24 protein-coding genes, 1 tRNA gene and 1 pseudogene are annotated in these 24805 nt (G+C 67.1%); 12 read left to right on the forward strand and 14 right to left on the reverse strand.

Annotated elements, in window-relative coordinates; translation table 11 throughout:
- Window positions 1-24: 24 nt before the first annotated feature.
- From V9E98_02055 to V9E98_02085, 7 genes are all read left to right on the forward strand, one after another.
- Entirely contained in the window at window positions 25-561 is a 537-nt protein-coding gene (locus V9E98_02055) for a hypothetical protein (protein ID MEI2715776.1), read from the forward strand.
- Between the two features lie 1629 nt (window positions 562-2190).
- The gene (locus V9E98_02060; protein MEI2715777.1) at window positions 2191-2619 is read left to right on the forward strand and encodes a hypothetical protein; all 429 of its coding nucleotides are present in this window, start codon (window positions 2191-2193) and stop codon (window positions 2617-2619) included.
- A 58-nt stretch (window positions 2620-2677) separates the two neighbouring features.
- Window positions 2678-2953 carry a hypothetical protein gene (locus V9E98_02065; protein ID MEI2715778.1) on the forward strand — a complete coding sequence of 92 codons (276 nt, stop codon included), beginning with the start codon at window positions 2678-2680 and terminating at the stop codon, window positions 2951-2953.
- Window positions 2950-3600, forward strand: a complete 651-nt coding sequence (locus tag V9E98_02070) for a hypothetical protein (protein MEI2715779.1) — start codon at window positions 2950-2952, stop codon at window positions 3598-3600. Before V9E98_02065 ends, V9E98_02070 begins: the two co-directional genes overlap by 4 nt.
- A complete protein-coding gene (locus V9E98_02075) occupies window positions 3597-3752 on the forward strand; it encodes a hypothetical protein (GenBank protein MEI2715780.1) in 156 nt (51 codons plus the stop codon). Before V9E98_02070 ends, V9E98_02075 begins: the two co-directional genes overlap by 4 nt.
- Window positions 3753-3860: 108 nt before the next feature.
- Complete coding sequence (locus tag V9E98_02080; protein ID MEI2715781.1) at window positions 3861-4382, forward strand: hypothetical protein; 522 nt, start codon at window positions 3861-3863, stop codon at window positions 4380-4382.
- Complete coding sequence (locus V9E98_02085; GenBank protein MEI2715782.1) at window positions 4379-4666, forward strand: WhiB family transcriptional regulator; 288 nt, start codon at window positions 4379-4381, stop codon at window positions 4664-4666. The genes V9E98_02080 and V9E98_02085 overlap by 4 nt, the downstream gene beginning before the upstream one ends.
- A 32-nt stretch (window positions 4667-4698) precedes the next feature.
- On the opposite strand, the gene V9E98_02090 is transcribed toward V9E98_02085, so the two are convergent.
- From V9E98_02090 to V9E98_02115, 6 genes are all read right to left on the reverse strand, one after another.
- Complete coding sequence (locus V9E98_02090) at window positions 4699-4875, reverse strand: hypothetical protein (protein ID MEI2715783.1); 177 nt, start codon at window positions 4873-4875, stop codon at window positions 4699-4701.
- 327 nt (window positions 4876-5202) lie between these two features.
- Window positions 5203-5275 (reverse strand) — tRNA-Thr (locus tag V9E98_02095).
- A 99-nt stretch (window positions 5276-5374) separates the two neighbouring features.
- Entirely contained in the window at window positions 5375-6205 is an 831-nt protein-coding gene (locus V9E98_02100) for a hypothetical protein (protein ID MEI2715784.1), read from the reverse strand.
- Between the two features lie 86 nt (window positions 6206-6291).
- Window positions 6292-8946 (reverse strand): DEAD/DEAH box helicase family protein, encoded by a 2655-nt coding sequence (locus tag V9E98_02105; protein MEI2715785.1) that lies wholly within the window; start codon window positions 8944-8946, stop codon window positions 6292-6294.
- A 98-nt stretch (window positions 8947-9044) separates the two neighbouring features.
- Window positions 9045-10229: a hypothetical protein gene (locus V9E98_02110; protein MEI2715786.1), complete on the reverse strand. Its 1185-nt coding sequence runs from the start codon at window positions 10227-10229 to the stop codon at window positions 9045-9047.
- Entirely contained in the window at window positions 10226-12808 is a 2583-nt protein-coding gene (locus V9E98_02115; GenBank protein ID MEI2715787.1) for a PQQ-binding-like beta-propeller repeat protein, read from the reverse strand. The genes V9E98_02110 and V9E98_02115 overlap by 4 nt, the downstream gene beginning before the upstream one ends.
- Window positions 12809-12854: 46 nt before the next feature.
- On the opposite strand from V9E98_02115, the gene V9E98_02120 reads away from it, so the two are divergent.
- On the forward strand, window positions 12855-13571 hold the full coding sequence (locus V9E98_02120) for a hypothetical protein (GenBank protein ID MEI2715788.1): 717 nt from the start codon (window positions 12855-12857) through the stop codon (window positions 13569-13571).
- A 76-nt stretch (window positions 13572-13647) separates the two neighbouring features.
- On the opposite strand, the gene rlmB is transcribed toward V9E98_02120, so the two are convergent.
- Genes rlmB through V9E98_02150 form a run of 6 tightly spaced genes read right to left on the reverse strand, consistent with a single transcriptional unit; the run spans window position 13648 to window position 18836 of the window.
- Window positions 13648-14577, reverse strand: coding sequence for a 23S rRNA (guanosine(2251)-2'-O)-methyltransferase RlmB (rlmB, locus tag V9E98_02125; protein ID MEI2715789.1), 930 nt, complete (start codon window positions 14575-14577; stop codon window positions 13648-13650).
- Window positions 14577-15980, reverse strand: coding sequence for a cysteine--tRNA ligase (cysS, locus tag V9E98_02130; protein ID MEI2715790.1), 1404 nt, complete (start codon window positions 15978-15980; stop codon window positions 14577-14579). Before cysS ends, rlmB begins: the two co-directional genes overlap by 1 nt.
- Window positions 15981-16011: 31 nt before the next feature.
- Window positions 16012-16503, reverse strand: a complete 492-nt coding sequence (ispF, locus tag V9E98_02135) for a 2-C-methyl-D-erythritol 2,4-cyclodiphosphate synthase (protein ID MEI2715791.1) — start codon at window positions 16501-16503, stop codon at window positions 16012-16014.
- An 11-nt stretch (window positions 16504-16514) separates the two neighbouring features.
- Window positions 16515-17231 (reverse strand): 2-C-methyl-D-erythritol 4-phosphate cytidylyltransferase, encoded by a 717-nt coding sequence (gene ispD / locus V9E98_02140; protein ID MEI2715792.1) that lies wholly within the window; start codon window positions 17229-17231, stop codon window positions 16515-16517.
- A complete protein-coding gene (locus V9E98_02145; protein MEI2715793.1) occupies window positions 17228-18313 on the reverse strand; it encodes a PIN domain-containing protein in 1086 nt (361 codons plus the stop codon). Before V9E98_02145 ends, ispD begins: the two co-directional genes overlap by 4 nt.
- A gap of 40 nt (window positions 18314-18353) precedes the next feature.
- Window positions 18354-18836 carry a CarD family transcriptional regulator gene (locus tag V9E98_02150; protein ID MEI2715794.1) on the reverse strand — a complete coding sequence of 161 codons (483 nt, stop codon included), beginning with the start codon at window positions 18834-18836 and terminating at the stop codon, window positions 18354-18356.
- Between the two features lie 175 nt (window positions 18837-19011).
- Here V9E98_02150 and V9E98_02155 point away from each other — a divergent pair, with 175 nt between their 5' ends.
- On the forward strand, window positions 19012-19683 hold the full coding sequence (locus tag V9E98_02155) for a hypothetical protein (GenBank protein MEI2715795.1): 672 nt from the start codon (window positions 19012-19014) through the stop codon (window positions 19681-19683).
- A gap of 50 nt (window positions 19684-19733) precedes the next feature.
- Here the strand turns inward: V9E98_02155 and V9E98_02160 are convergent, their stop codons facing one another.
- Both V9E98_02160 and V9E98_02165 read right to left on the reverse strand, forming a co-directional pair.
- Window positions 19734-20414 (reverse strand): response regulator transcription factor, encoded by a 681-nt coding sequence (locus tag V9E98_02160; protein MEI2715796.1) that lies wholly within the window; start codon window positions 20412-20414, stop codon window positions 19734-19736.
- A gap of 156 nt (window positions 20415-20570) precedes the next feature.
- Window positions 20571-21659: pseudogene (locus V9E98_02165) on the reverse strand (ATP-binding protein).
- A 315-nt stretch (window positions 21660-21974) separates the two neighbouring features.
- On the opposite strand from V9E98_02165, the gene phoU reads away from it, so the two are divergent.
- From phoU to V9E98_02180, 3 genes are all read left to right on the forward strand, one after another.
- Window positions 21975-22673, forward strand: coding sequence for a phosphate signaling complex protein PhoU (gene phoU / locus V9E98_02170; protein ID MEI2715797.1), 699 nt, complete (start codon window positions 21975-21977; stop codon window positions 22671-22673).
- Between the two features lie 192 nt (window positions 22674-22865).
- The gene (mshA, locus tag V9E98_02175) at window positions 22866-24146 is read left to right on the forward strand and encodes a D-inositol-3-phosphate glycosyltransferase (protein MEI2715798.1); all 1281 of its coding nucleotides are present in this window, start codon (window positions 22866-22868) and stop codon (window positions 24144-24146) included.
- Between the two features lie 118 nt (window positions 24147-24264).
- Window positions 24265-24792, forward strand: a complete 528-nt coding sequence (locus V9E98_02180; GenBank protein MEI2715799.1) for a YbjN domain-containing protein — start codon at window positions 24265-24267, stop codon at window positions 24790-24792.
- Window positions 24793-24805 lie beyond the last annotated feature (13 nt).

Genomic DNA, 24805 nt, shown 5'->3' on the forward strand with positions numbered 1-24805 from the left:
AACCACCATCGAGAGGAACCACTCATGACCACCGACTGCACACCCGCCGTTCCCGGCGGAGACTGGCGATTCACCGACGCGCAGGGGCGTGACTACGCCATCGCCTACTTCACCGCCGAAGGAGGGCCGTGGACGTTCGCCCCGACGCCGCTGTACGGCAACGCGACCACTCACCCGATTCACTGCGACGAACTTGGACCCGGCTGGGTCTGGCACGCCGCCGTTGGCCGACCCGCACCCGGCGTCTCAGCGTGCGGCCTCGTGTTGGCACAGTCCATCCATCCAAAGGCGGCCAACCTGGCAGAAGCGCTTCTCGACAAGATCTTCACTTCCGACCGACCCCGCCCGACCGTGCGGGACGCAATGCGGCTCACGAGACGGTCGAAGGAGGAAACGGTGGCGGCCCTTGAGGTCCTCACCGACCACGGCTACGCCCGTCCGGCTGATCCGGTGCGCCGCTACTCGGCCGGGCGCAGTGACGGCATCGGCACACGCTCGGCGAGGATTCTGTGGCACCAGTCGGTCCTCGATGCCCTGACTCCCACCGAGGCCGACTCATGACCACCCGCTGCCCGACCTGCGGCCGCAGCCCTCGGCGGACCGTGGCCGATCGCGTGGTGGCCGGTGACCTCGACCCGAAGCGCGCCCCGAAGCTGCACGCCGCCTGGGACACGCTTCGTCGTGAGGTTGAGCGCTGGCCTGGAATCAGCGCCGTGGACCTGCGATGGATCCTCGCCGAGGACCTCGACCTGGCCCACAAGTCAACCGACCACCTGGTCCGCGCGGCGGTCGCGGCCGGGCTGCTGCATCGCAGCCTACGAGATCGGCGGAACACCGCGCCGTGCTCCGCGCGCGGATCTGGCCCGGGCCGGGTGAGGCGTCGTGGTGAGATGCCCCGTCGCGGTCTCCCGCAACGACCACGAGCAACGCCCTGGGCCTTTCCGGGTAGTTCCGGTACCCCCCGAGCCAGGGCCCACATCTGATTCGCGACCGAGAGCCATTCCCGACGACGACAGGAGACACCCACGATGAGGAACAAACCCAAGGCCGAGAGGCCGGAAACCATGTCCGAGACCCGCACATGGGACGTCACAAAGAACCACTACAAGCGCGACGGCTTGTGCCACCGCTGCGCCAGTCAGGCCGCGTGGGGCCACCAGATCGGTTTCTCCCGGCTGGAACACGCGCCCTGCTCGGACTGCGCTGCGGTCGTGGCCACGTTCCCCGTCGAAGCCTCACACCCGGCGTGGAGACGGCACCGCCAAGGGAAACGGCGGCCATGACCTCCCGCACCGCCCTGAGAGCGATCGGGAGCCCGACCGGGGTGATCGCCCCGGCCTCTGCTCCCGATCGCTCCTGCGTCGCCACCAGAGACACGCGCGGGGCATCTGTGTCGAAGCGGGCCGCGATCGTGGAGGAGGCGGAGGTCAACGGTGGGCGCAAACCTGCTAGTTCTAGCAGGTTGTCCCCGACCGAGTTCGCCGCCCTCGGCATCGTCGGGCTGCGCTCCAAGGACAGCGTGCGCCGCTACGTCCGCGCGTGGATGGATCAGGTTGGGGTGCGTCCCGAGCCGCGGCGGTCGAGCGACTCGACCTCGAGCCCGGCGTCCCGCCCACGCTCGAGGACCTCGAGCCAAGCGAACACCGCGACCACGGCCGCCGCGAACGATCACGACCACGAGCACGACCGGCACGGTGGTGGTGGTCATGACCATGCAGTCGATTCTTCGATCGCGTCCGCCGTGGTCGCCGTGCCCGCCCAGGTCCGACCGGCGGGCATCGACTCTCACGCGGATTCGGGCATCGGCACCGCGCCGGTATCACGGAGGTCCGACAGCCCGGACCGAGATCCCCCGTCGCGGACCTGTCGCCGGGCCGCCGGGCACGAGCTCGGCCTCGGCCCGCCAGGCGTGGCGGTTCCTCGGTGGGCCTCGGTGTCTGCGGTGCCCTTCTGGTGGCGCTTCGGGCCCGCCCCGGGACGCCTCGGTGCTCCTGGTCCCGGCATCGCTTCGGCGTCCGCCGACACGCCCCGGCGGTCGCCGCCACGGCCCCGCGGTTCATCGGTGCGCCCCCCGAAGGGGCGGGGGATACCCCCGTTCCGCCGACCCCTCGCCCCCACCCCGCACTGCTTCCAAGGGTCGATGCAAGCCACTCATTCAACGTTCAACTACACCTGAGAGGAACCCCAGCGATGCCCAACCCCGTGCCGAAACCGGCCAGCCAGTCCCGCCAGCCGAACCGAGGAATCCGCGCCCGCCGGGCGGTCGTGACCACGCCCCGAACGAGCCCACCGAAGCCACCGAAAGACCTTCAGGGACCGGGCCGCGACTGGTACGAGTCGCTGAAGTCATCCCGGCAGTCCGGGCTCTACGAGGACTCCGACTGGCACACCGCGATCGCCGCCGGATTCGCGTTGAGCGAGGCGTTCGACCGGACCCGCCCGCCGAGTCACCGCGAACGCCACCACCGCGAATGGCGGCAGCTCGCGGAGTCGTTGCTCGCGTCCGAGAAGGCCCGGCGATCCGTGCACTTCCACGACGACGACGCCGCACCCGGATCGCCGGACGGCCCGCCGCCGGACCACGCCCCACGGGTGGGCGGCCGAGGAGCCGCGATGTAGACCCCGATCACCCACGAACCCACGAATCAAACGAATCAACGAACAAGTAGGAAAACCAATGACAACAACAACAATCACCGACACCGAAGCCCGCGAGCGGATCGAACAGGCTCGCCGCCTCAGCGAACAGGCGGCCGCCGCACTGGACCGCGCCCATGATCTGCTGGCCGAGGTGCAGCAACACCGCAGGGATCTGGACTCACCCGAAGTGCAGGACGCGACCCTGCGGGTGATCGACGCCCGGCTGGACCTCGACGGCCGCGAAGGACTCATCGCAGAACTCGCCGACGCACTGACCGCCGTACTCGACGCCCCGGCTGGGGTGACGGCGTGACCGCGAAGACGAAACGACCCCCCGCGACCTTGGCCGTCGATGACCTCGCCGGACTGAGCCCGATGCCGAGCTTCGCGCAGAAGCTGCGATTCCTCGCGCAGATCGAGCACTGGAACGCCGACCCGCAACTGGTCCAAGCGCTCGGCAAAGCCTTGACCGCGCGGGACGCCCAACGTCAGGCACGAAGCACGTTGGGACAGGCCGCCGCCGAGGCGGGCGGATTCGCGCTGCAACACCTCGACGACGCGAAGTACTGCGGGAACTACCCCAGCGAAACGGTCAACCGGCTGCGGGACCTGCGGTTGGCGAGCAACCGGCTCGATGCCGCGCGGAAGCAAGCGGTCATCGCCCTGACCGTGGTGGTCGATCGCGCGATCGCCTCACCGCAGGCCCGGGAAGCGGCCGCCCAGCGGGTCGGGCAGGCCGAGGAGCTGACCCGGCAGGCGGTCTCGGCGATGGACGCCGCCGAGGCGTTGCTCGATGACGCGGTGTCGTCGTTGAATCTGAGCGGGCCCCTGTTGGGGCGGGCACGAACGGCCCTGGTGAACGGGCGCATGGCCGGAGACGATCGCTCCGACTGGCTGGGGGCGTACTGTACTGCGGTCAGCTCCGAAGTGGCGACCGAGGATCAGGAGGTGCCCGCATGAGCGAGAACGACGAACCCGACCGCGATCAGGGCGACGACAAGCCGCTGGGACCTGCCGAGCTGGCCCTGGCCGTGCGGCGACTGCAAGGCAAGGCCGCACCGGACCCGGACGCCGAACCGCTCCGGCTGGCGGCCGCCGTCCGCCGCCGGTAGCCGCCCCACAATCTCCGGGTGGCTCTCGCGGAGGAAACGTGCGGAACCTCCCCGCGCGAAGCCCCGGGGCCGAGAGCCACCCGGACCCTCACCTGAAGGGACGACCCGTTGCACGACATCGCCGAGGAGCTGAGCCACCTGGCCGCCGCGTGGCTGCGGTCCGAATCGGAGTCGGTGCTTCCGAGGCGGCCGGTTGGCGACATGTCCGGGTTGCGGGCCCGAACGATGAAAGCCAGCGAACCGCCGCAACCGATGAGCGTGCTCGCCGCCAGGATCGACGCCGAAGCCGCGATCAAGTCCTTGATCGCCCAGGTGAGCACCACCCACGGGTTACGGCACGACGGTTCCTCGAATGTCCCGTCACTACTGCACCGCCTCGGACGCTGGCGCGGGTATCTGCCGCTCGAAGCCGCCGACGACCTTCGCCACGCCCGCCGAGGGCTACTGCGGGCGCTGGACGGTTCCGACTCCCGCCCCGGGATCGTGCCGTGCCCGGACCTCGATTGCGAGGACGCCGGGATTCGGTTGCGCGCACAGAAGTTCGCCTTCGGCGTCGAGTGCCCGGCGTGCGGTCGATCGTGGACCGGGCCGGGCGAGCTGGAACGCCTGCGGGTCCTGGTGGACGCATGACCATCGAGATGCCGCCGTACCCGACCCACGGCTGGTGGGAACGCGCCCACTGCCGAGGCATGACCGACGAGCAGACCGAAGCCACGTTCTACTCGATTCAGACCAAGCGGGCCGTCGCCGAAGCGATGTCCTTATGTGCCCGCTGCGACGTCCTCGGCGACTGCCTGAGCGATGCCCTGACGGTCGAGTCCCGCACCGCTGCCGCCCCGCACGGGATCAGGGGCGGGTTACTCCCGACGCAGCGCGTGGAGATGATGCGGCGGTCGAGCCGCGAGTCACGGTGACCTACGGCCGGTAGTAGGCGTCCATCGCGGCATCACCCATCGACTCGACGGCCGCCGATTCGGCCGCCCGGAGCAACTGCGCCACGATCCGCCAGGTCGCGAGCCTCACCCGGTGACAGCGCCAGGAGCGACAGCGCGTCGGCGATCAGGACCCGGCCCGCGTGAACGTCGATGAGCCGGGCGAGATCGTCGTGCATGAGCGTGTCCATGCCGCCACCGTGAGGCCATCGCGATCGGGGCGGGTCAAGGGACATCTTCGAGACTGTCGGTGCCTGTCGGTGCCTGTCGGTGGATGTCGCTACCTGCCGACAGATGAGTGCACCTCCGGCTCGAACGGGGGGACGAGCCGGAGATGCCTGCCCAGTGTGACCGAGTGCCGCTGGTGGAGTCGAGCCACGGTGACGTGGGGCTGGTCACGGGCCGTGGGTCCAGCGGCGGGCCGTGGGTCCAGTCGTGGGTCCAGTCGGGGTGCTCAGGGGGTCGCCGCCGGGACCTTGGATGCGAGGAAACCCTTGTGAATCAAGGGCTTTCCGAAGAGCCGACGCCCGGACTCGAACCGGGAACCACCTGTTTACAAGACAGGTGCGCTGCCAATTGCGCCACGCCGGCGAGGCTGCCGCTTGATTCTAATGGGCGCGGATCCTGAGCCCTGCATGAGTCGACCCCGGCCCGTGACGGTCCAGGCCGGGGTCGAATGCCAATCGGAGGTCAGTCGTTGTCGCCGCCGGTGACGGGCATTTCATTGATGTAGGTGACACCGCGATCGTATTCCGTCCGCACGACGGTGAACTCGGCCGCCTTGATGCTGTTGGCAGCTGCACGCTTCTCCGCGAACACCTCGCGCAGGGCGGCTTCCGCCTCCTGCACGGCACGTTCACCGCGCGCCCTGGTCCGGGAGATGTTGCTGGCTGCTTGTTCGCGTGCCTGTTCTTCGAGGTTGTTGTACTTCGTCTGCACGGCCCGGAGATCGGACTGCTTCTCACTGTTCAGTGTGGCGATCTCGTCGTTGATCGAACTGATCTCCTCGCGCAGATTCGCGCGCACAACGGGGTCCTTGGCCTTGGCCAGGCGCTTCTGCAACTTCGCCCGCTTGTTCTGAAGTGAGTTGAGCTTGCCGTCGAACTGGGTATTGATTCTGGCGATCTCGGAACGGCGCTGTGACTCCAGCGAGTTCAATTTGTTCTTCAGGCCCTGCTTCAACTCGGCTACTTCGCTCTTCCACTGGGCGCGCAACTTGCGGACCTTGACCCTGCTCTTGGCCCGCTGGTCTTTCGCCTTTGCGATGCGGTCCTGGTACAGCGCACGAACCTTGTTGTCCGCCTTGGTCTTCTTCGCCGACAGTTCCCTGCGGTACTTGGCGATCTCCGCCTGCGTCTGAGGCTGATTCTTCTTGGCGTTCAACTGGCTGACGTAGGACTTGAGCGCCTGGTACTCCTTGGTATTGCGAATGCCGGGCTCAGCGGCTGTGGCAGTCGTTGCGGCCGTGCCCAGCAGTAGAGCAGGGAGGAGGAGTAGGGCGAGGAGGGTTCGAATTCGCATACCTCAAATGTACGCCGGGGTGGTAGCGCGACGTGCCGGGTCGGTCACATTGTGCTGTTGTCGAGACCTGAGGTGCCGGCGCCGCGTCAATGCCATTCCGTTCTCACAGCTGTTGACGCTGAGGTCGGATCCAGCCCCCGAACAGCCGTGAGCATTCCGGCGCCCTCAGCGCTTCCGGTGTAGAGCAGTTGACCCGGTGACACGTACCGCTGCCAGGCAGCGAGGAACTGCTCGGCGCTACGTCGATTTCGACCTGAGGTGTCAGGCAATGCGTGCCAGGCCTCGGCATTGAGCCGGGGCAGGTGGCGCGAGACAAGGTAGCGGGGCCAGTCGATGGGGGCCAGGACCTGGTCGAGTGCGGTGGCGAACGCGGTGGCTGGCGCGGGGTCATTCGTGCGTAGGGCGGCGCGCCACACCCCCGTGCCATCCGGATGGATCTCCACCAGAGCGGCCGAACCAGGCAACAAGGCATCGGCCACCGCCCGTCCGATCGCCAGCAGGGTGTCTTGCGGCCCGAGTTCGGCGAGGACACGAGAACGGCGGGTGCGGCGCCACATCACATCGATTCCATATCCCAGCCCCGCACCGACGGCAGCACCGACGGCAACCAGGCCGGTGGTCGCGCCCAGGACCACGGGTGCGGTTCCCCCTGCCGCGGTGGTGATCACCGGGACGTACCACCGCGGTTTTCTCCACCTCTCCACGGCTGTCTCAGGGGCATCAACCGCCTCGGCGCGGGGAGTGACGATCTGCACGACCGGAAGATCAACCCCCTCATAGGGCTGCCCCACTCCCCACAACCCGGCCAACTCCGCTGGGTTCTCGGCCACCGCCAACATGTCGGCATTGATGAACACCCGCTCGTCGGGTGCCGGTGGCGCGAACGGTCCGCACCGCGGTGTCACATGGCTGACACCCAAGACGATTCGCCCCGCGGGATCGACGGCATGGAACCCGTCGTGTTTCGTGACGAAGCGCCGGTAGTCGGCGTCGCCGCGTGGGTGTTCGTCGCTGATCGCCACCACCGACCAAATGTGCGCCGCTTTATCGGGGTCCGCGGGGTCGCGGCGGATGGCACGCCCGCGGACCTGGACAACGGACGTCGTGGTGGTTGCCGCGGTCAGGTCGACCAGTGTGGTGATTGCTGCTGCGTCCCACCCCTCGCCCAACAGGCCGCGCGTTCCGATCAGGACCTGCGACCCGCCGGTCAGGAACCATTGCGTGATCAGGGGCAGCCACGACCTGGGCTGCCACCGCGGGCCGACCAGGGTCACAAACCCCTCCTCGGCCGGCTCGCTGCGGAGTTCGAAGCCGGATTCCTGCGCATGCTTCGCCAGAGCCGCCATGGTGCGGGGCCGCCCGGCCACGACACGCCCCGTGACCAGGACAGGGTTCAGGGACTCGTCGACAGCGCAGATCGCAGCCAGGGCCTCCCACGCCGAACCTGAGCGAGTCGTCAGGACGTGGCGGAGATCCGAGTCCGGGGTGGCGGACGCTCGCTCGTAGTCGGTGATGATGACCGCTCGCAGACGATCTCCGCGGATCCGATGCTCATGGTGAACGATCTGGGCCGCCGCGTCCGCCTTGGCGACAGTGCGTTGCAGCACTTTGTCAACGGGGCTCTGGCCGCGGCGTACCCCGTTGCGGGTCAGAGTCCAGCCGACGGACCTCAGTCCAGCGCGCAGTTGTTGCCACGCGACCTCGTCCGCGGGCTCAGCAGAATCCACGAGGACCCGCCGCCCGTAGTCCCCGATCAGCACTGCCCAGTCGGTGACATCGGGTTCCTGGCGGTGTTCCTCGCGCAGCCGAGCCCCTTCGGGGAGGGCCACCAGAGTGGGACCGGCGTGCAGTCGCAGCACGGCGCGGGCGATGTCGGGCTGCTCCCGCTCGACGTGCCGCCAACTGACGCCCGGGTCACCATTCGTCGTGTTCCGCTGCACCCAAGCTGAGTCGATGTACGGCAGGAAATCAGTGCTCGCGAATCCGGGGGTCAGCAGGCTTGTGGTGAGTTCCCGCCAGCGGGTGGCCCGGTCTGCCAGGTACTCGCTTTCGGCGCGGGATGGAGTCACGAAACGGACCAGTTCCCGGAAGGGGGCGAGTACCCCCTCGCGTACCAGAGCCGGCGTGGGCACGCTGTACAGGACGGGTCCGAACAGCCGGTCGGTGAGGCTGGCCTGCGCATCGGTCAGCCGACTGCGCGGAGTCGCAGTGAGGGCGATCACCGTCGGAGACGTGGTCCCCGACAGTCGGTCCAGCAGTTCGGCGAGCACCTCGCCCCAGACCGCCGCCAGATGGTGGGCCTCATCGAGCACGATGGTCAGGGGCGGGCCGGTGGCCAGCCGGTCGAGTAGTCGTCCGGCGTCCGGATGGAGTCTCTCCGCGAGCGGGTCGTCGTCATCGGCGTCAGCGTCGAAAGTCGCCAGCGACTGATACGTCAGCACGATCACATCGGTGTCGGCGTCCCGCCCCTCGCCCACAGTGACTTCGGGCTGCGCCGATCGCCACAACTGGGACCACTGCGCCTGGATCGCGGTGTTGGGGACCAGAACCAGGGTGCGGCGACCCAGCCGGCGCGCGATCTCCGCGCCGATCAGGGTCTTGCCACTCCCCGGCGGAAGCACGAGATGGCAACGGGTGGCATCGGCGGCAGTTTCGCAGCACCGAACAGCCTGGACTTGGTGGGGGCGCAGGTCGTAGGGGAATCGAGCGGCCGCGAAGCGTTCGCCCGTCCCAGTGGCCATGACGGCCACATTAGGCCCGTGATCAACTGATCCCGCCGCTGATCAACCCATGCAGCCCCTGATCCACCGATCAAGTTCTGTCGCGGTTTGGGTCGAAGTCACCTGCTCTCGCTCCCGGTTCCGGTCTCGGTCGCGGTCTCGGTCTGGGCTGAGGAGTCGCTGACGGATGATGCGGCCGGGGGCTGTTCGGGAGCCTTTGGCAGGGACTGCGTCGCGGTTGCTCGCCCTCTAACGGCCAGGCTGACCGCACCCATCACCCCCCCGACGATTGCCGCCGCAAGGGGGTTCACGGAAACAGTGCTCTGCGCCCCGATGGCGGGCGGAACCATGACCTGCGCGTCCATCATCAGCGCCAGCCACCCCGCGAAAGCGGCAGCCCCCAGGGTTCCGCTCCAGAACGGACACTGGTCGTGTCGGCGACGCAGGACCCAGCCGACGGCTGCCGCGATGAGCACGACGACGAGGATGCCGACCAGTGCGATGACCGGGCCCGCTTGCCAGGTCGTCAGCACGTAGGGATCCGGTGCCACTCGGGTGAGACCGAAAGTGACGGGTACTCCCGCCATCGCAAACACAGCCAACGTTCCCGACAGCGGAAACAGAAGCCCGAGAGTCGCCGCGGCGGAGATGCTGCTGGTCAGCCAGGCAGTCCCGGCCAGCAACGCCACTGTCAGGATCAGTCCAGGCGCGACGACCACCGCCCATGCGACATGGCGCGCAGGTTGCCACCATGACAGTCCGACGGTGTTGGTGAGCCCGATGACGAGCAGTAGCAGCGCGGCGCCCACAATCGTGCCGGGGTGCAGATCGCCGGTCCACCACCACGTCAGCCCCTCACGCACGGAGACGGATCCTGCTGCGTTGGTCGTTGTATCCGTCGTACTCGATGCCCAGACCAGGACAGCGGCGAGCGCTGCGGTGGTGATGGCCGCGGTGATGACCCCGAGAATTCCGGGCTGCCACCGTCGGAACATCATGGCCGCGGGGAGCCCGGCGCCGGCTGTGATCAGCAGGGGTGCGCCCGCCACCCAGACGGTCCATCCCGCACCATTGGGCAGGTCGCTGACGACTTGCTGGCTCCACCCGCCCCACAGTCCGGTACCGGTCAGCCAGGTTCCGAGTGACATCGGTTCCGTGCTGGTCACGCCGAGTGCGATGAGTACCAGTGTCACGAACACGGCGACCAGCAGTGCTCCTACGAACGCCGCGACGCCGATGATGACACCGGCCCATGGACGGGAATGGCGGGTCTGCGACGCGTGGGTTGTCGCGACGGCGGTCATGACGATGCCCCGCCGGCAGACGATGCCCCGCCGGAAGACGATGCCCCGCCGGAAAGGGTGGTGCGGGTGGCGGCGTACGCATCGGTCATCACGATCGCCGTCGTTCGCTCTGGGAGCGAAGTGTCGCCGAGTGCGACCGAGGTGCCGGTGATGTTGCCGGACTCGTCGGTGCTCATCGTCGTCCCCGAGAAGTAGTCCAACGGCAAAGGTTGCCCGGTCAGTTCATCGATGAGCAAGATCGACACGAAGTGGTCTGTCGCGCCATAGGAGACCCCTGGTGCGACGTCCACAGTTGCGGTCACGCGGCCATCCGTCACCTCGACATCTCCGATCGTGACGCCTCGTGGGCTTCGGGCTGCGGGAGACCGTGTGATCTCGGCCAGGAAGGTTCCGGCCGCGGTGATGACGCCTTCGGTGTCACACATCCCGGTAATCGGCATCCGTGTGCCGTAGCCCGGGATTCCGGCGCACACTGCTTCGGCGAAGAACTGGGAATCGGCGCGGACGACACCGTCCGCCCCGAAGGTGCCGCGGAGGTCGAAGCGCCGTAGCGGCACTGGTCCGAAGGTGAACCACAGATTCACCTGTTGGGCGGACCACGCGAACTCCCCGCTGCGTTGCTCGCCCGTCGTCGCGAAAGCGAATCGGGCCGCGGGGTCTGACACGATGCGGCCTGCGGGTGTCCGTCGGGCGCCGACGAACCAGGTCACAGGTTCCGCGGCATCAGTGTCGACCTGGGTGCCGATGAGATCGTAGAAATCGAAGCCGATCTGGTTGACGCTCGTCAGCATCGGGGGAAGTGTCACCGCCAACCGGGACAATGACAGACCTTCTCCGGGAGCGAACCGGGGCGGATCACCATCCGGGCCCGTGCGAACTCGGAACTCGCCGCGGAAAGGTTGCACTTCACCAGGACCCAGATGCAGGTTCCCCAGTCGCGGCCCGCCGACCGTCGCCAAACCCGCAACGGTCACGGTGAACTCGGTCTCGGACGGGAGCAGGTCCGTCGGCCTGACGAAGACGTAGCGTCCGTCGCCCGACAAGGACACCTCGGCGGCGACCTCAGGTTCGACCGTCACCAACGACTCCGCATCCGGCGAGGGAATCATCCGGGCGGGTACCGTGCGGCCACCGTCGCGCACCACGAGGCGCCCCGTGAAATACCCCGCTGGAGTGATGACCGCAGGCGTCCCGTCGGTGACCAGTCCGCCCCCGACGTTCACCGGGTACAGGTAGGTACCGTCGGCGGGAAGCTCGGAGGACTGCGGGACGCACCGGCGGTCGGAGACCTTCGCCCGCAGGCAGTAGTCGTAGGGAACGAACCAGATCGTCCCATCCTGACTTCCGAGCACCACTCCGTCCCGAGTCAGGGCCGGTGACGAGTTCAGTTGGTTCCGGGTGGCCAGTTCCGGTTCGCGCGAGGTGGTGTCGAACGCCCACCGACGCGTGCCCGCAGCCGCGTCCACCGCCACGACGTGCCCCCCGGCATTGCCCACGTAGACGACCCAGTCTCCCTCGGCAGAGCGTCCCACCACGGGAGAACTCCGGATGGGTGCCCCGGTATCGAACTCCCACAGCAGCGTCCCGTCGGGTGCCGCCGAGTACAGGGTCCCGTCAGTAGAGCCGATGATGATCTGTTCGACCACTCCGTCGGGCGACTCGATCAACGCGGGGGAGGCGTAGATGTGATCCCCGGTCGCGAGCGTCCACTGAACCGATCCGCTCGCGCTGTCCAGCGCATAGAGCTGCCCGTCGAATGACCCCACGTACAAGGTTCCCGCCAGTGACAGGGCAGGCGACGACGTGACGTATCCGAGGGTTGTGCGCTGCCAGAGCTGTCCACCGTCGGGATCGAGGGCGAACACGCGGGTGTCCACCGACCCCCAGTAGCTGTTTCCCTGTTCGTCCAACGCCGGGACGGTCCAAACGGCGTCCCCGGCGGGCACGGCCCAGCGGATCGTGCCGTCCGGGTTGATGGCGTAGGCCTGGCTTCCCGTGTTGCCCTGGAAGATCGTGCCGTCCGGGCCGACATTCGGACTGCCCTCCCACCACGACACGAGCTGGGGACTGCCGTCAGCCACCGGAAGGGCATCGAGTTCCCAAACGGTGCGTTCGCCGCGGGGCAGGTCGGGGTCGGTGCGCACGCGGCGCAGGACCTGGTCGCCCGACCCGAACACCAGGGACTGCCCAACTCCGGGTTCGGGGGCCAGCAGCGCCGGGGCGGTATCGATGATTCCGCGGGTCCTGTAGGTCCAGACAGTGTCACCTTCTCGGTTCAGTCCATACAACGTGTGGTCTGCCGATCCGACGTAGATGGTGCCGTCGGAGGCGACCACTGGTGTCGAGAAGATTCCGCGCCCGGTGGGGACTGACCACGGTGTGAGGCCCGTGTCCCGTGCGACCAGCTCCGAGGCTCCAGTGTTGCGCAGATCGTGGCGCATAGTGGGCCATGGGGAGCCCGGTTGAGTTCCCGGCGACACCGTGGCGGCGGTGGGGTCCTCGGCGGCGTCCGTCGCGGCGTGAGTGGCGACGACGAGCGCTCCGAGCACCAGTGCAACAACTGCGATACGCGATCGCATGCCGACAGCGTAGCGCTGAGGCCTCGGCAGTTGCCTGCGGTGACGGTTGTCGGAATGCACCCTGTCCGAGCGTCGGTTCTGGGAGCATCTCGGTGTGAGGGCAGGCAAGCAGGGACACGCGCACCCCAAGGTGCAGACCGCGGATCCGCGGCTTGCGCTGGAGGTCGGGTTCCTGATCGCCGTCATCGTCGTCATCCAACTGGCGCTGCCGGATGAGCTTGCGGTCGGACCGATCCCCGCGTGGGCGATCCCTGTCATCGAGGTCATCGGCCTACCGGCCGGCCTGCTGATCACCCGGCAGTTGGGCGTGCACCCCAGACGTATCCAGACACTGATCGGCCTCTACCTCGGCTTCCTGGTACTTGCCAGTGTCGTCAACGCCGCCTCACTGTTCATCAGCCTCCTGGAGGGGGATCAGGACTCCGCCGACTACCTGTTGTTCGCGGGTTTCGGTGTCCTCGTGATCAACGTCCTGAGTTTCGCCTTGGTGTATTGGTGGGTCGATGCCGGTGGCCCCGTGGCGCGGTTGACAGCTACCAACGATCAACGGGACTTCCTCTACCCGCAGCAGGGCTGGAATGAACCGTGGCAACCGAAACTCGCGGACTACTGCTTCACGGCGTACACGAACATCATCGCCTTCAGCCCCACCGACACGATGCCGCTCACTCACCGCGCCAAGTTCATGTTCACGGTCCAGTCCAGCGTGTCACTGGTCACCGTTCTGGTCGTCCTGAGTCGGGCGATCAACTTGATCCCTTGAGATCCGAGCCGAGCAGCTCGACTTCAGATGCCTCAATGTCAGGCGAAGTGCGCCGCGGGTCGAAGTGCGCCGCAGGTCAGGGGTTGCGGATTCGATCCAGTGCGATCGCGGTGGCCACCGACGCATTGAGCGACTCGGTGCTGCGTGCGATCGGGATCGTGACCAGGAGATCGCACGCTTGCGCGACCAAGGGAGAAATCCCGGCGGCCTCGTTGCCGACCACCATCACCACCGGCTGATCCCACATGCCCCGGTCTACTTCCGACAGCGGAGTTCCGCCGGTCGTGGCCAGGCCTACCGCGACGTATCCGGCTTTGCGCAGCGACGCGACCGCTCGCGTCATGTTCACGACCTGCGCCACGGGCATTCGGCTCAGTGCGCCCGCCGATGACCGCCAGGCGGAGGCGGTCACGCTCGCGGCGCGACGATTGGGCAGTACGAGCCCGGAGGCACCGAATGCCGCAGCGGACCGGGCGATCGCGCCGAGGTTCCGGCTGTCTTGGATGTGATCCAAAGCGACGACCAGCGGCCCTCCACCCGAGGCCGGACCGGCGGCGATGACGTCGTGCAGTTCGGCGTAGGCGAACGGTGCCACCACCAACGCGATGCCTTGGTGGGGGAGGCCATCACCCAGCGCGTCCATTTCCCGTTTCGTGCGGACGTTGACCGGGACACCCGCAGCGAGCGCGTTGCGTTTGGCCCGCGATGTCCTGACGTCATCGGTCAGGAAATCTCCGACCGACAGTTCCACCGCGGGAACCTGCGCCGTCAACGCTTCGTCCACCGCGTTGCGGCCCAGGATCACCTCGCGCCGCGAACTGTCCGATCGCCGGCCGCCCCGGCGGGCCGCGCGGCGCGCTGCCGGGTGTCCCGGACGGCGCTCGGCAGGCGGGGTTGGTCCCTTGCCCGTGAGGCCTCTGCGGCGTTGCCCGCCCGAGCCCACCGTTTGGCCCTTCTTTGTGCTCGTGTCGCGAACCGCGCCCTTGCGGCGTGAGTTACCTGCCATCACGGTGCTTTCGGTTCGGCCCACGACCAGGAACTGCCCGTGGGGCCGTCTTCGATGGCGAGTCCTGCGGCCAACAGGTCATCGCGGATCCGGTCCGCGGCGGCGAAGTCCTTGGCGGCGCGAGCGTCGGCCCGCTGGGCCAGCATCGCCGACACGATGGTGTCCAGTGCCTGGTCGGAGGGGTTGTCGGTGGTGTCCTGCCAGGAAGGGGCCAGTGGGTCGAAGCCCAGGATGTCGCTCATGCGGCGGACTTGGGCCAGGAGGTCGGCGGCGGTCTCCAGGTCGCCGGTGGCCAGCGCCTCATTGCCGCGGGTCACGGTCTCGTGCAGGACGGCCAACGCCGCGGGTACGCCCAGGTCGTCGTTCATTGCCGACGCGAAGGACTCGGGGACGTCTGCCGCGGGTGCGCGGATGCCGCACCTTTCGACTGCTCGGCGAAGGAATGACTCGATGCGTCGGTAGGCGGTCGCCGATTCGTCGAGCGACTGCGGCGAGTACTCCAGCATCGACCGGTAGTGGGCCGATCCCAGGTAGTACCGCAGCTCGATCGCACGAACCTGGGACAGCACGTGTGAGACAAGAAGCGAGTTGCCCAGCGACTTGCTCATCTTCTCGCCCGCCGTGGTGACCCAGCCGTTGTGCATCCAGTACCGGGCGAAGCGGTCACCCGCCGCCTGGGACTGCGCGATCTCGTTCTCATGGTGCGGGAAGATCAAGTCGATGCCACCGCCGTGGATGTCGAACTCAGGGCCGCAGTACTTGGCGGCCATCGCCGAACACTCCAGGTGCCAGCCGGGACGGCCGGCGCCCCACGGTGTGGGCCAGGTCGGGCCGCCTTCACGTGCCCCCTTCCACATCGCGAAGTCCCGCGGATCCCGTTTGGCGGTCGAGGACGAGTCGGCTGCCGGCTGCATGTCGGCGAGCCGTTGACCGCTCAGTGATCCGTACTCGGGGAATGAGCGGACGTCGAAGTAGACGTCGCCGTCGTCCGTGGCGTAAGCGTGGCCCGAGGTGATGAGCCGATCCATCAAGTCGACCATTTCGGGGATATGCCCTGTCGCCCGCGGTGAGTAGGTGGGGTCAAGGACGCCGAGGCTTCGGTACGCGTCATCAAAACTGCGTTCGTGGGTGTAGGCCCACGACCACCAAGGGATGTCCGCCTCTCGCGACTTGGCGAGGATCTTGTCGTCGATGTCGGTCACGTTGCGTACGAAGGTGACGTCGTAGCCGGAGAAACTCATCCAGCGCCGCAAGATGTCGAAGACCAAAGCCGATCGGACATGTCCGATGTGCGGGTCCGATTGGACCGTCGCACCGCACACGTAGATGGACACTTCACCTTCCCGCAGGGGGATGAACTCACGCAACGAACGCGAGGCGGTGTCGTGCAGGCGCAGGGTCACCCGTCAAGGTTAGGGCCTGTGCGGGATCCATTCATAAGGGCTTGGCCGGGCGGATGGCCACGAGAGCCGTGGCGATCGCCGCCAGGCCCTCGCCGCGACCGGTCAGACCCAAACCGTCGGTCGTCGTGGCGCTGATGCTCACGTGACAACCGGCTGCCGCCGACATGATGGCTGCAGCCTCGTCGCGGCGAGGCGCCATGCGCGGCGAGTTGCCGATGACCTGAATGGCGATGTTCTGAGGCACGTGACCGGCGGCTCGGACCCGTACCGCCGTCTCGGTGAGCAATCGGCTCCCGCTCGCTCCCGCCCACTGCGGATCAGACGTGCCGAACTGCGAGCCGAGATCACCCAGGCCGCAAGCGGACAGCAACGCATCACACGCGGCGTGGCTGGCGACATCGGCATCGCTGTGACCGGCCAGTCCCACCTCTCCGGGCCACAACAGTCCGCCCAGCCACATCTCCCGGGTCGCGTCGAAGGCGTGGACATCAACCCCGATCCCGACGCGCAGATCAGTGAACATGAGGTCTCCTTCTACTCACGATGTCCATGGGTTCTGGCGCCGGGGTCCACGGCCCTGGCCACGAGGTCCTCGGCGATCAACAGGTCAGTCGGTGTCGTGATCTTGAAGGCATTTGGATGACCCGCGACCACCTGTACCGGTAGCCCCAAACGCTCAACGAGTGCCGCGTCATCGGTCGCGTCCGCGCCCGGCTGTGCCAGGGCCCTGCTCAGCACGTCTCGCGTGAATCCCTGCGGTGTCTGGATAGCCCGTAAGTTCGCCCGGGCGGGAGTGGCGAGCACTGTGTCGGATTCGTCCACCTGCTTGATCGTGTCGACCACAGGCAGTCCGGGAATCACTGCTGGCACGTCGACCGACACCTGGGTGATGACCCGGTCGAAGACGTCGTAAGGCGCGAAGGGTCGGGCCGCGTCGTGCACCAACACGCCGGTCGATCCGGCGGGCAGGGCCGCGAGCCCGGCGCGCACGGAGTCGGAGCGCTGCGCTCCGCCGGCCACGATGACCAGCGGGATCTCGGTGTCGATGGTGGCGGTCATCTGCCGAACCTGGTCGAGATGCCCAGGTGGGGCGACCACCGCAATCGACCGGATGGCCGGGTGCGCGGCTACGGTCCGCAAGGCGTGGACGAGCATCGGTGTGCCCGCGATCGGAACCAAGGCCTTGGGGATCCCACTGCCGAGCCGTTCCCCCTGCCCGGCTGCGGACACGATGCAGCCGAACTCGATCACGGGGCCACTTCCCGCATTTTCGCGAAAGCCAGCCTGCCGTTCGAGGTGGTCAGGACACTGGTGACTTCGACGGTGACATCGGTGCCGATCGCGGGTAGCCCTTGATCGACGACCACCATAGTGCCGTCGTCCAAGTACCCGACTGCCTGGCCGTGTTCTTTGCCCTCGCGGATCAGCGACAGGTGGGTGACATCACCGACGACGATCGGTGGGCGTAGTGCGAGTGACAGTTTGTGCAGATTCTGGACTTGAACGCCGGAGATCTCCGCGACCTTGGCCAGACCGCTGTCGGATGTGAGTAGGGCCAGTTGCCGAGACCGTGCGATCTGGACGAGCTTGGCGTCGACGGTCGCAGCGCCGGCTGCCTCATCGGGGATGACCGAGACCTCGACAGCGGGCAGTCGGCGCAGTTCCTCCAACGTCGTGAGACCCCGGCGGCCCTTCTCGCGTCGCCGCTGGTCCGGGGAATCGGCCAGTGCCTGCAGTTCGTCGAGGACGGGTTGGCACACCACCAGAGGTCCCGAACTGAATCCGGCTCGCACGACGTCCACGATCCGCCCGTCGATGGCGACCGAGGAGTCGAGGAGACGTCCGGCGCGGACCCGCTCGGGCACGGCGACACCGGCGCGGCTGCCGATCGTCTGGAGCACTTCGCTGCGGCGGCGCTGGGCCACGGTGAAGCCGAAGGCGCCGGCGAGAATCACGGCGAACGCGAAGATGCACAAGGCGATGATGGGCGTCGTGATGAGGAACACGGGCCACACGACGAGGGCCACCAACGCGGCCCCCACCAGCGCCCCGATGGCACCCGATACAACTTCCTCAGGAGTGATTCCGCCGAGTGCCTGCTCGCCGCGGTCCAAGGCTCCGACCGCCTGACGGGCGATCACGCCTCCGAGCGAGTACCCGAGGCCCGCGCCGACGATCAATCCGACCATGGGTGCGGTGAACAGTCCGAGAACGGCAACGTCGGGGGTTGTGGTGACCGACTCGCCGATCTGCAGACCCACAGCGGCACCCAGAACGACGACGAGAAGTCGCAGGACCTCGACGACGGCATCGGCTCGGCCGCGCTTGTTCACACGTTCATTGTGGCGCTGCGCGCCGGGTCGTGGGGAAAGTTCAGGAAGCGAGGATCTCGTCGAGGAGGCTCTCGGCCTTGTCCTCGTTGGTGTTCTCGGCGAGTGCGAGTTCGCTGATCAGTACCGAGCGGGCTTTGGAGAGCATCCGCTTCTCGCCGGCCGAAAGGCCGCGATCGCGTTCCCTGCGCCAGAGGTCGCGGATGACCTCGGCGACCTTGACGACATCGCCCGAGGCCAACTTCTCGAGGTTCGCCTTGTAGCGACGGGACCAGTTGGTGGGCTCTTCGACATAGGGCTGACGAAGCACTTCGAAGACACGGTCCAAGCCCTCAGAACTGACGACGTCGCGAACACCGACCAAGTCGACGTTCTCGGCGGGAACACGAACAGTGAGGTCGCCTTGCTGGACCCGAAGAACCAAGATCTCCTTGTCTTCGCCGGCGACAGTCTTGCGCTCGATCGCGTCGATCTGCGCGGCCCCGTGATGCGGGTAAACGACTGTGTCGCCGACCTTGAACGCCATGGAGATTGCCCCTTTCCCGAACCCCCAGACTAACACGCAAACAGATGCCGGAACCCCGGGCGAACTCCGTGCACCGGCCGGGCACACCCTGTCCGCGATACCGGTCGGACAACACCACAGGCCATGATCCCGCTAGGCTGTGGCCGCTGATTGAACGGTGATACTGGAGGCCCTTGTGAAGCGCTCGCGTCTCGTTGCCCTTGGTCTGACCGCCCTGCTCGTTCCGGGGCTGGCGGGTTGCTGGTCCGGGAACCAGGCGGCCACGACCATGCAGTCCGCATCCGGTGACGGCACTCAGATCACCACCACAGACATCACCATCGACTCGGCGACAATCGTTGCGGGGGACCCGGGCAGCGGCAAGGCGGCCTTCCTCGGGACGGTCTACAACCCAACGGACAAGGAGGACGCCCTGCTGTCGGTCGTCGCCGATGGGGTGCAGGCGAAGTTGACTCCCGAACCGGTCCCCGTCCGCGCGCAGGAGGCTGTCCCGATCCAGACTGGTCGACCCGTCACCGCTGACCTGGCGGGCATGACCGCCGCAGCCGGCGAATACGTCGAGGTGTCGATGACGTTCCAGAACGCCGGCAAGCGCACCTTCTCCGCCCTTGTCGTCCCGCCGTCCGGCTTCTACGCCGAGGCCGCTCCGGAAGGCACCACCCCCATCCCGGTCAAGGTGAACACCGACACCCATCTCTCGGGCTCCGAGGAAGGTTCCGGCTCTGAGGAAGCCATGTCGGGGACAGAGGGCGAGGGTGCTGCCGAGGATGCCGGCGCTTCCGAATCCGAGGTCACCGAGCCGCGCCCCGCTGGTTCCGCCGAACCGGAACCCATGCCCTCGAACTGAGTCCGGTGGTTCCCTGAGGGTCTCGGCGGTTGCCTCAGGGTCGGGCCAGGTCAGGCCTCGAACTTGTACCCGAGGCCGCGCACGGTGAGCAGGTGCTCCGGGTTCGCCGGATCGCTCTCGATCTTGGAGCGAAGTCGTTTGACGTGCACGTCCAGCGTCTTGGTGTCGCCCACGTAGTCCGATCCCCACACTCGGTCGATGAGAACGTCGCGGGTGAGAACACGGCCGTTGTTACGCAGCAGCAGTTCCAACAGGTCGAACTCCTTCAACGGAAGCGCGACGTCTTCACCGCGCACAGTGACGACGTGCCGTTCCACGTCCATGCGCACCGGCCCGGCCTCGACGGTGGTGGATTCCTGGACCTCGATCTCCGGACCGCGTCGCAGCACCGCCTTGATACGGGCGGTCAGCTCCCGGCTGGAGAACGGTTTGGTCACGTAGTCGTCGGCGCCGAGTTCCAGCCCGACGACCTTGTCGATCTCGGTGTCCTTGGCCGTCACCATGATGATGGGCACGCGGGACTGTCGGCGGATCGCGCGACAGACGTCCATTCCGGAAAGGCCGGGCAGCATCAGGTCCAGCAGGACCAGGTCCGCCCCGGTGCGTTCGAACTGCTCCAGGGCCACGATGCCGTCCGGTGCGAGGTCGACGTCGTAGCCCTCCTTCCGCAACATGAACCCCAGGGCGTCGCGGAACGACTCCTCGTCCTCGATGACCAGCACTCGGGTCACTGCTGTTCCTCCGTCATCTCGTCGTCCTGTTTGATGTCTTGTTTCATGTCCTGGTCCTGGCGTCCTGGTCTCGGTCTGGTCTTCGGTCTGGTCTTCGGTCTGGTCCTGGTCTTCGGCGGGGTCGGTTTCCTGGTCGGCGGAGTAGCTGGGCAGTTGCAGCGTGAAGGTTGAGCCTTCACCCGCCACTGACCACACGAGGCAGTCACCACCATGGTTACGACATACGTTACGCACGATCGCCAAACCGAGTCCGGTTCCGCCGGTCACGCGGCTCCTCGCCTCGTCCACACGGTAGAAACGTTCGAAGATGCGGTCGATCTCCGCCTCCGGGATCCCCATTCCCTGGTCCTTGACGTCGATCTCGACGAGGTGGGGGCTGGTGCGCACGGCGAGCGCCACCTGAGTTCCAGGCTCGCTGTAGGCGATGGCATTGATCATGACGTTGCGCAGCGCCGTTTCCAACTGTGCCGGGTCCCCGTAGACCAACTGGCCCCGGTCTCCCCCGCGGACCACCTGTATCTCTTTCAACTCCGCGGGATGGGCGACGAACTCGACGGCTGCGTCGACGAGAGCGTCGACCTGAACCACCGACGCGTGCTGCAGGGGGTCGTCACCTTGGACGCGGGAAAGGTCGATCACGTCGTTGATCAGTTGCGCCAGCCGAGCCGACTCAGTCTGCATGCGGTGGGCGAAATGCTCGACTGCCTCGGGGTCGTCTCGGGCGGCGACGATCGCCTCGGACAGTAGGGACATGGCTCCGACCGGTGTCTTGAGTTCGTGGCTGACGTTGGCGATGAAGTCGCGGCGCACTGCGGCCAGACGCGACTCTTCGGTGAGGTCCGTGATCAGCAGGACGACCCGGTCGTGGTCCAGCGGGATTCCGTGGACCCGCAGGTGCAGGCTGCTCTTGCGCAGTGGGGGACGACGCAGGGTCACTTCGTTTATCACGGAGGTCCGGTTGATGAGGGTCTTGGAAGCGCAGTCCCGCAGCGACTTGAAACCGATCTGCCCGCGGCGCACCAGCCGCAGGTCGTCCGCACCCGGTGATGTGTACTCGACAGCACCGCCCTTCGTGACGACCAGCACCAGTCCGGGAAGTTCGCGGATCAGGTCCATGCGTGGATCGCCGCCAGGTCCTATGTCGTTGCCGACGGTGGAAGGGCCGACGGTAGAAGCGCCGACGGTGGAAGAGTCGCGGGACGCTGGGGGTTCGGCGTCGGCGACCGACGAGCGCGGGGACGTCATGCGCGCGATCCGGGCAGAGCCCGGACCCACCGGCCCTCGGGGTGGCGCGCAGTCGCCGAAGGATCGGTGGATCCGGGCTGAGGAGCAAGAGCGCACGTCGACCTCACAGGGCGAATGTACGCGTCAGCGAGAGTGGGGCTGCGCGGATTCCCGCCGCCGACCTGGGCGTTGAGGTGACCGTCATCTGTTGATTGCCGGAAGTTCCCCGCGTGGCAACGTCGAATTCATCCAAGTTCTGTGGGTGGGAACTGCGATCTCAGTCGGGCGGGGCGTCTGAACCGTACACTGGGGCGGGTCACATGAGGAGGTGCCGACGTGCGCGAGGCTTATCACGAGCAACTGGATGCCGTGTCCGAGGAACTCGTCCAGATGACGCGCATGGTGGGTTCGGCGATCAACCGTGCTACTCAGGCGCTGCTGGATGCGGATCTGCAACTGGCGGAATCAGTCATCGAGGCGGACGAAGTCGTCGACACGCTGGCGGCGGAGATCGATGAACAGTGTTTCGATATTGCTGCCCGCCAACAGCCGGTGGCCACCGATCTGCGTGTGGTGATGTCCGGCATGCGCATCTCCATGTCCCTGGAGCGGATGGGGGACCTGGCCAAGCACGTGGCCAAGCAGACCCGTCTGCGCTACCCCAAGTCGAGCATCCCGCCGGAACTGCGGGGCACCTTCGCTCAGATGGGCGGGCTGGCCGAAGCGATTTGCAGCAAGACCGGAATGGTCATCCTCAGCCGCGACGTCACGCACGTCAGCGCGATCGAGCGATACGACGACTCGATGGACGCCCTCCACCGGGAGTTGTTCGGCATTGTGCTCAGCGACCACTGGTCACACGGCGTCGAGGAGGCCATCGACGTCACTTTGCTCTCTCGCTACTACGAGCGGTTCGCCGATCACGCCGTCACGGTGACGAAGCGGATGGTTCACATCGTCACGGGCCGCTCGTATGCCGAGGTCAGTGTGGAGCCATTGGCGGCCATCACCACTCCGCAGGACCAGCCTGGATGACTCCGTAGGACCGGACCGGGCAACTTCGCGGGACCGGTCAGGACAACTGACCGCTCTGATCGGCGCGAACCCCCGGGGACTCGGCTTGCGGATCGCAGCCGCGGGAATCAGCATGGGGCGCGCAGCGTTGCTGCGTGGGGAATCGAGCCGGGAAGGGTGCTGATGACGGTGGCGCGCACTCACGACGTTGACATGCGTGTCGCGATGATCAGCATGCACACCTCCCCGCTCGATCAGCCCGGGTCGGGTGACGCGGGCGGCATGAATGTGTACGTGGCACGAACTGCGCAACTGGTGGCTCAGGCCGGAGCGGCCGTTGACGTGTTCACGCGGGCCACGTCATCCCGACAGCCCGAATCAGTGGCGATGGGGCCGGGCGTCACCGTTCACAATCTCCCCGCGGGGCCTTTCGCCGGACTGCGCAAGGAGGAACTGCCCGAGCAGGTGTGCCCCTTCACCTCCGAAGTCCTGCGTTTCGCCATGGCGAAGTCCGATTCCCCCTACGACGTCGTCCACAGCCACTACTGGTTGTCGGGGCAGGCGGGTTGGCTGACGTCCCAGAGGTGGCAGGTTCCCCTGGTTCACTCCATGCACACGATGGCGAAGGTCAAGAACGACAACCTCGCTGTCGGCGACCGCCCCGAACCACTGGTCCGGGTGGTCGGGGAGGAACAAGTAGTACGCGCGGCCGATCGGTTGATCGCAAACACCGCCGACGAGCGGTTCGAGCTCATTCGCCATTACGGTGCGCCCGGGGAGCGTGTCGATGTCGTCCACCCCGGCGTCGATCTGGCGACCTTCTCGCCGCGGGACCGCGATGCCGCCCGGCGCCGCACCGGACTGTCAGCCGATCGCGACGTCGTCGTGTTCGTCGGTCGCATCCAGCCGCTGAAGGCCCCCGACCTGCTGGTTCGCGCCGTCGCCGACCTGGTGGCACGTGAACCGCACCGGCGGGAGCGACTGCAGTTGGTTGTGTGCGGTGGGCCGTCGGGCGCCGGCGTGGCGCATCCGGAGGAACTGCTTCAGTTGGCGGGGCATCTCGGGGTGGCGGACCTCATCACGTTCCTGCCCCCACTGGCGCCCACGGCACTGGCCGATCTGTACGCGTCGGCTGATGTGGTGGCCGTCCCGTCCTACTCCGAGTCGTTCGGACTGGTGGCGCTCGAGGCGCAGGCGTGCGGTGTGCCCGTCCTCGCGGCGTGTGTCGGCGGACTGCGTACTGCGGTGTCCCACCGCAGCAGCGGGGTCCTGGTCGACGGACATGAGCCGCACACGTGGTCGAAAGAGTTGGCGGATCTTCTCGATCGGCCCCGGGAACGGAGCCGGCTGGCTGCAGGAGCCCGGCGCCACGCGCAAGACTTCAGCTGGGCCGCAACCGCCGCAGGCACCCTCGCCGCCTACTCCGAAGCCCGGGCCGGGCGCAGGGTCCTTAGCCCACCACCTGAGACCCATCACCTGAGAGCAGCCGCATGACCCTGAGAGCAGCCGTATGACAGGGTGATCGCCGAGACGGGAAAGGCCGACACGGGAAAGGCCGAGACGGGAAAGGCCGAGATCGAGGAGAGACAGTCGATGAGTAAGAGGTGAGGGCATGGCCGATACCGCCGACATCATCCGTGCCTACCTCGGCGACACAGGCCTCGACTTCGAGGAGCCCGATCCAGGAACCTTCGTCGTCCAGCTCCCCGGTGAGACGAAGTTGCGCACTACGGTCTCTGTTCGTGTCGGCAACCACTCCGTGAGTATCAACGCGTTCGTTGCCCGCCATCCCGACGAGAATCTGGCGGAGGTCTACCGCTGGCTGCTGGAACGTAACGCGAGGATGTTCGGTATTGCCTACAGCGTCGATCATCTGGGCGACATCTACCTCGTCGGAAGGCTGCCGCTGGAATCGCTCACGACACAACGCCTCGATCAGGCGTTCGGGTCGGTCCTGGCACACGCAGACGGTGACTTCAACACGATCCTGGAGAAGGGATTCGCGGGGGCGATCGCTGCGGAATGGCGCTGGCGTCTCGCGCGCGGCGAATCCACCCGCAATTTGGAGGCGTTCCGCCACCTTGCCCCTGAGGAGATATCTCCCCTGACCCCTAGAAGTAGATGTCTGCCTCCTGAGTAGATGCCGCCATTCC

It is taken from the genome of Candidatus Nanopelagicales bacterium (genome assembly GCA_037045355.1).
Classification (GTDB): domain Bacteria; phylum Actinomycetota; class Actinomycetes; order S36-B12.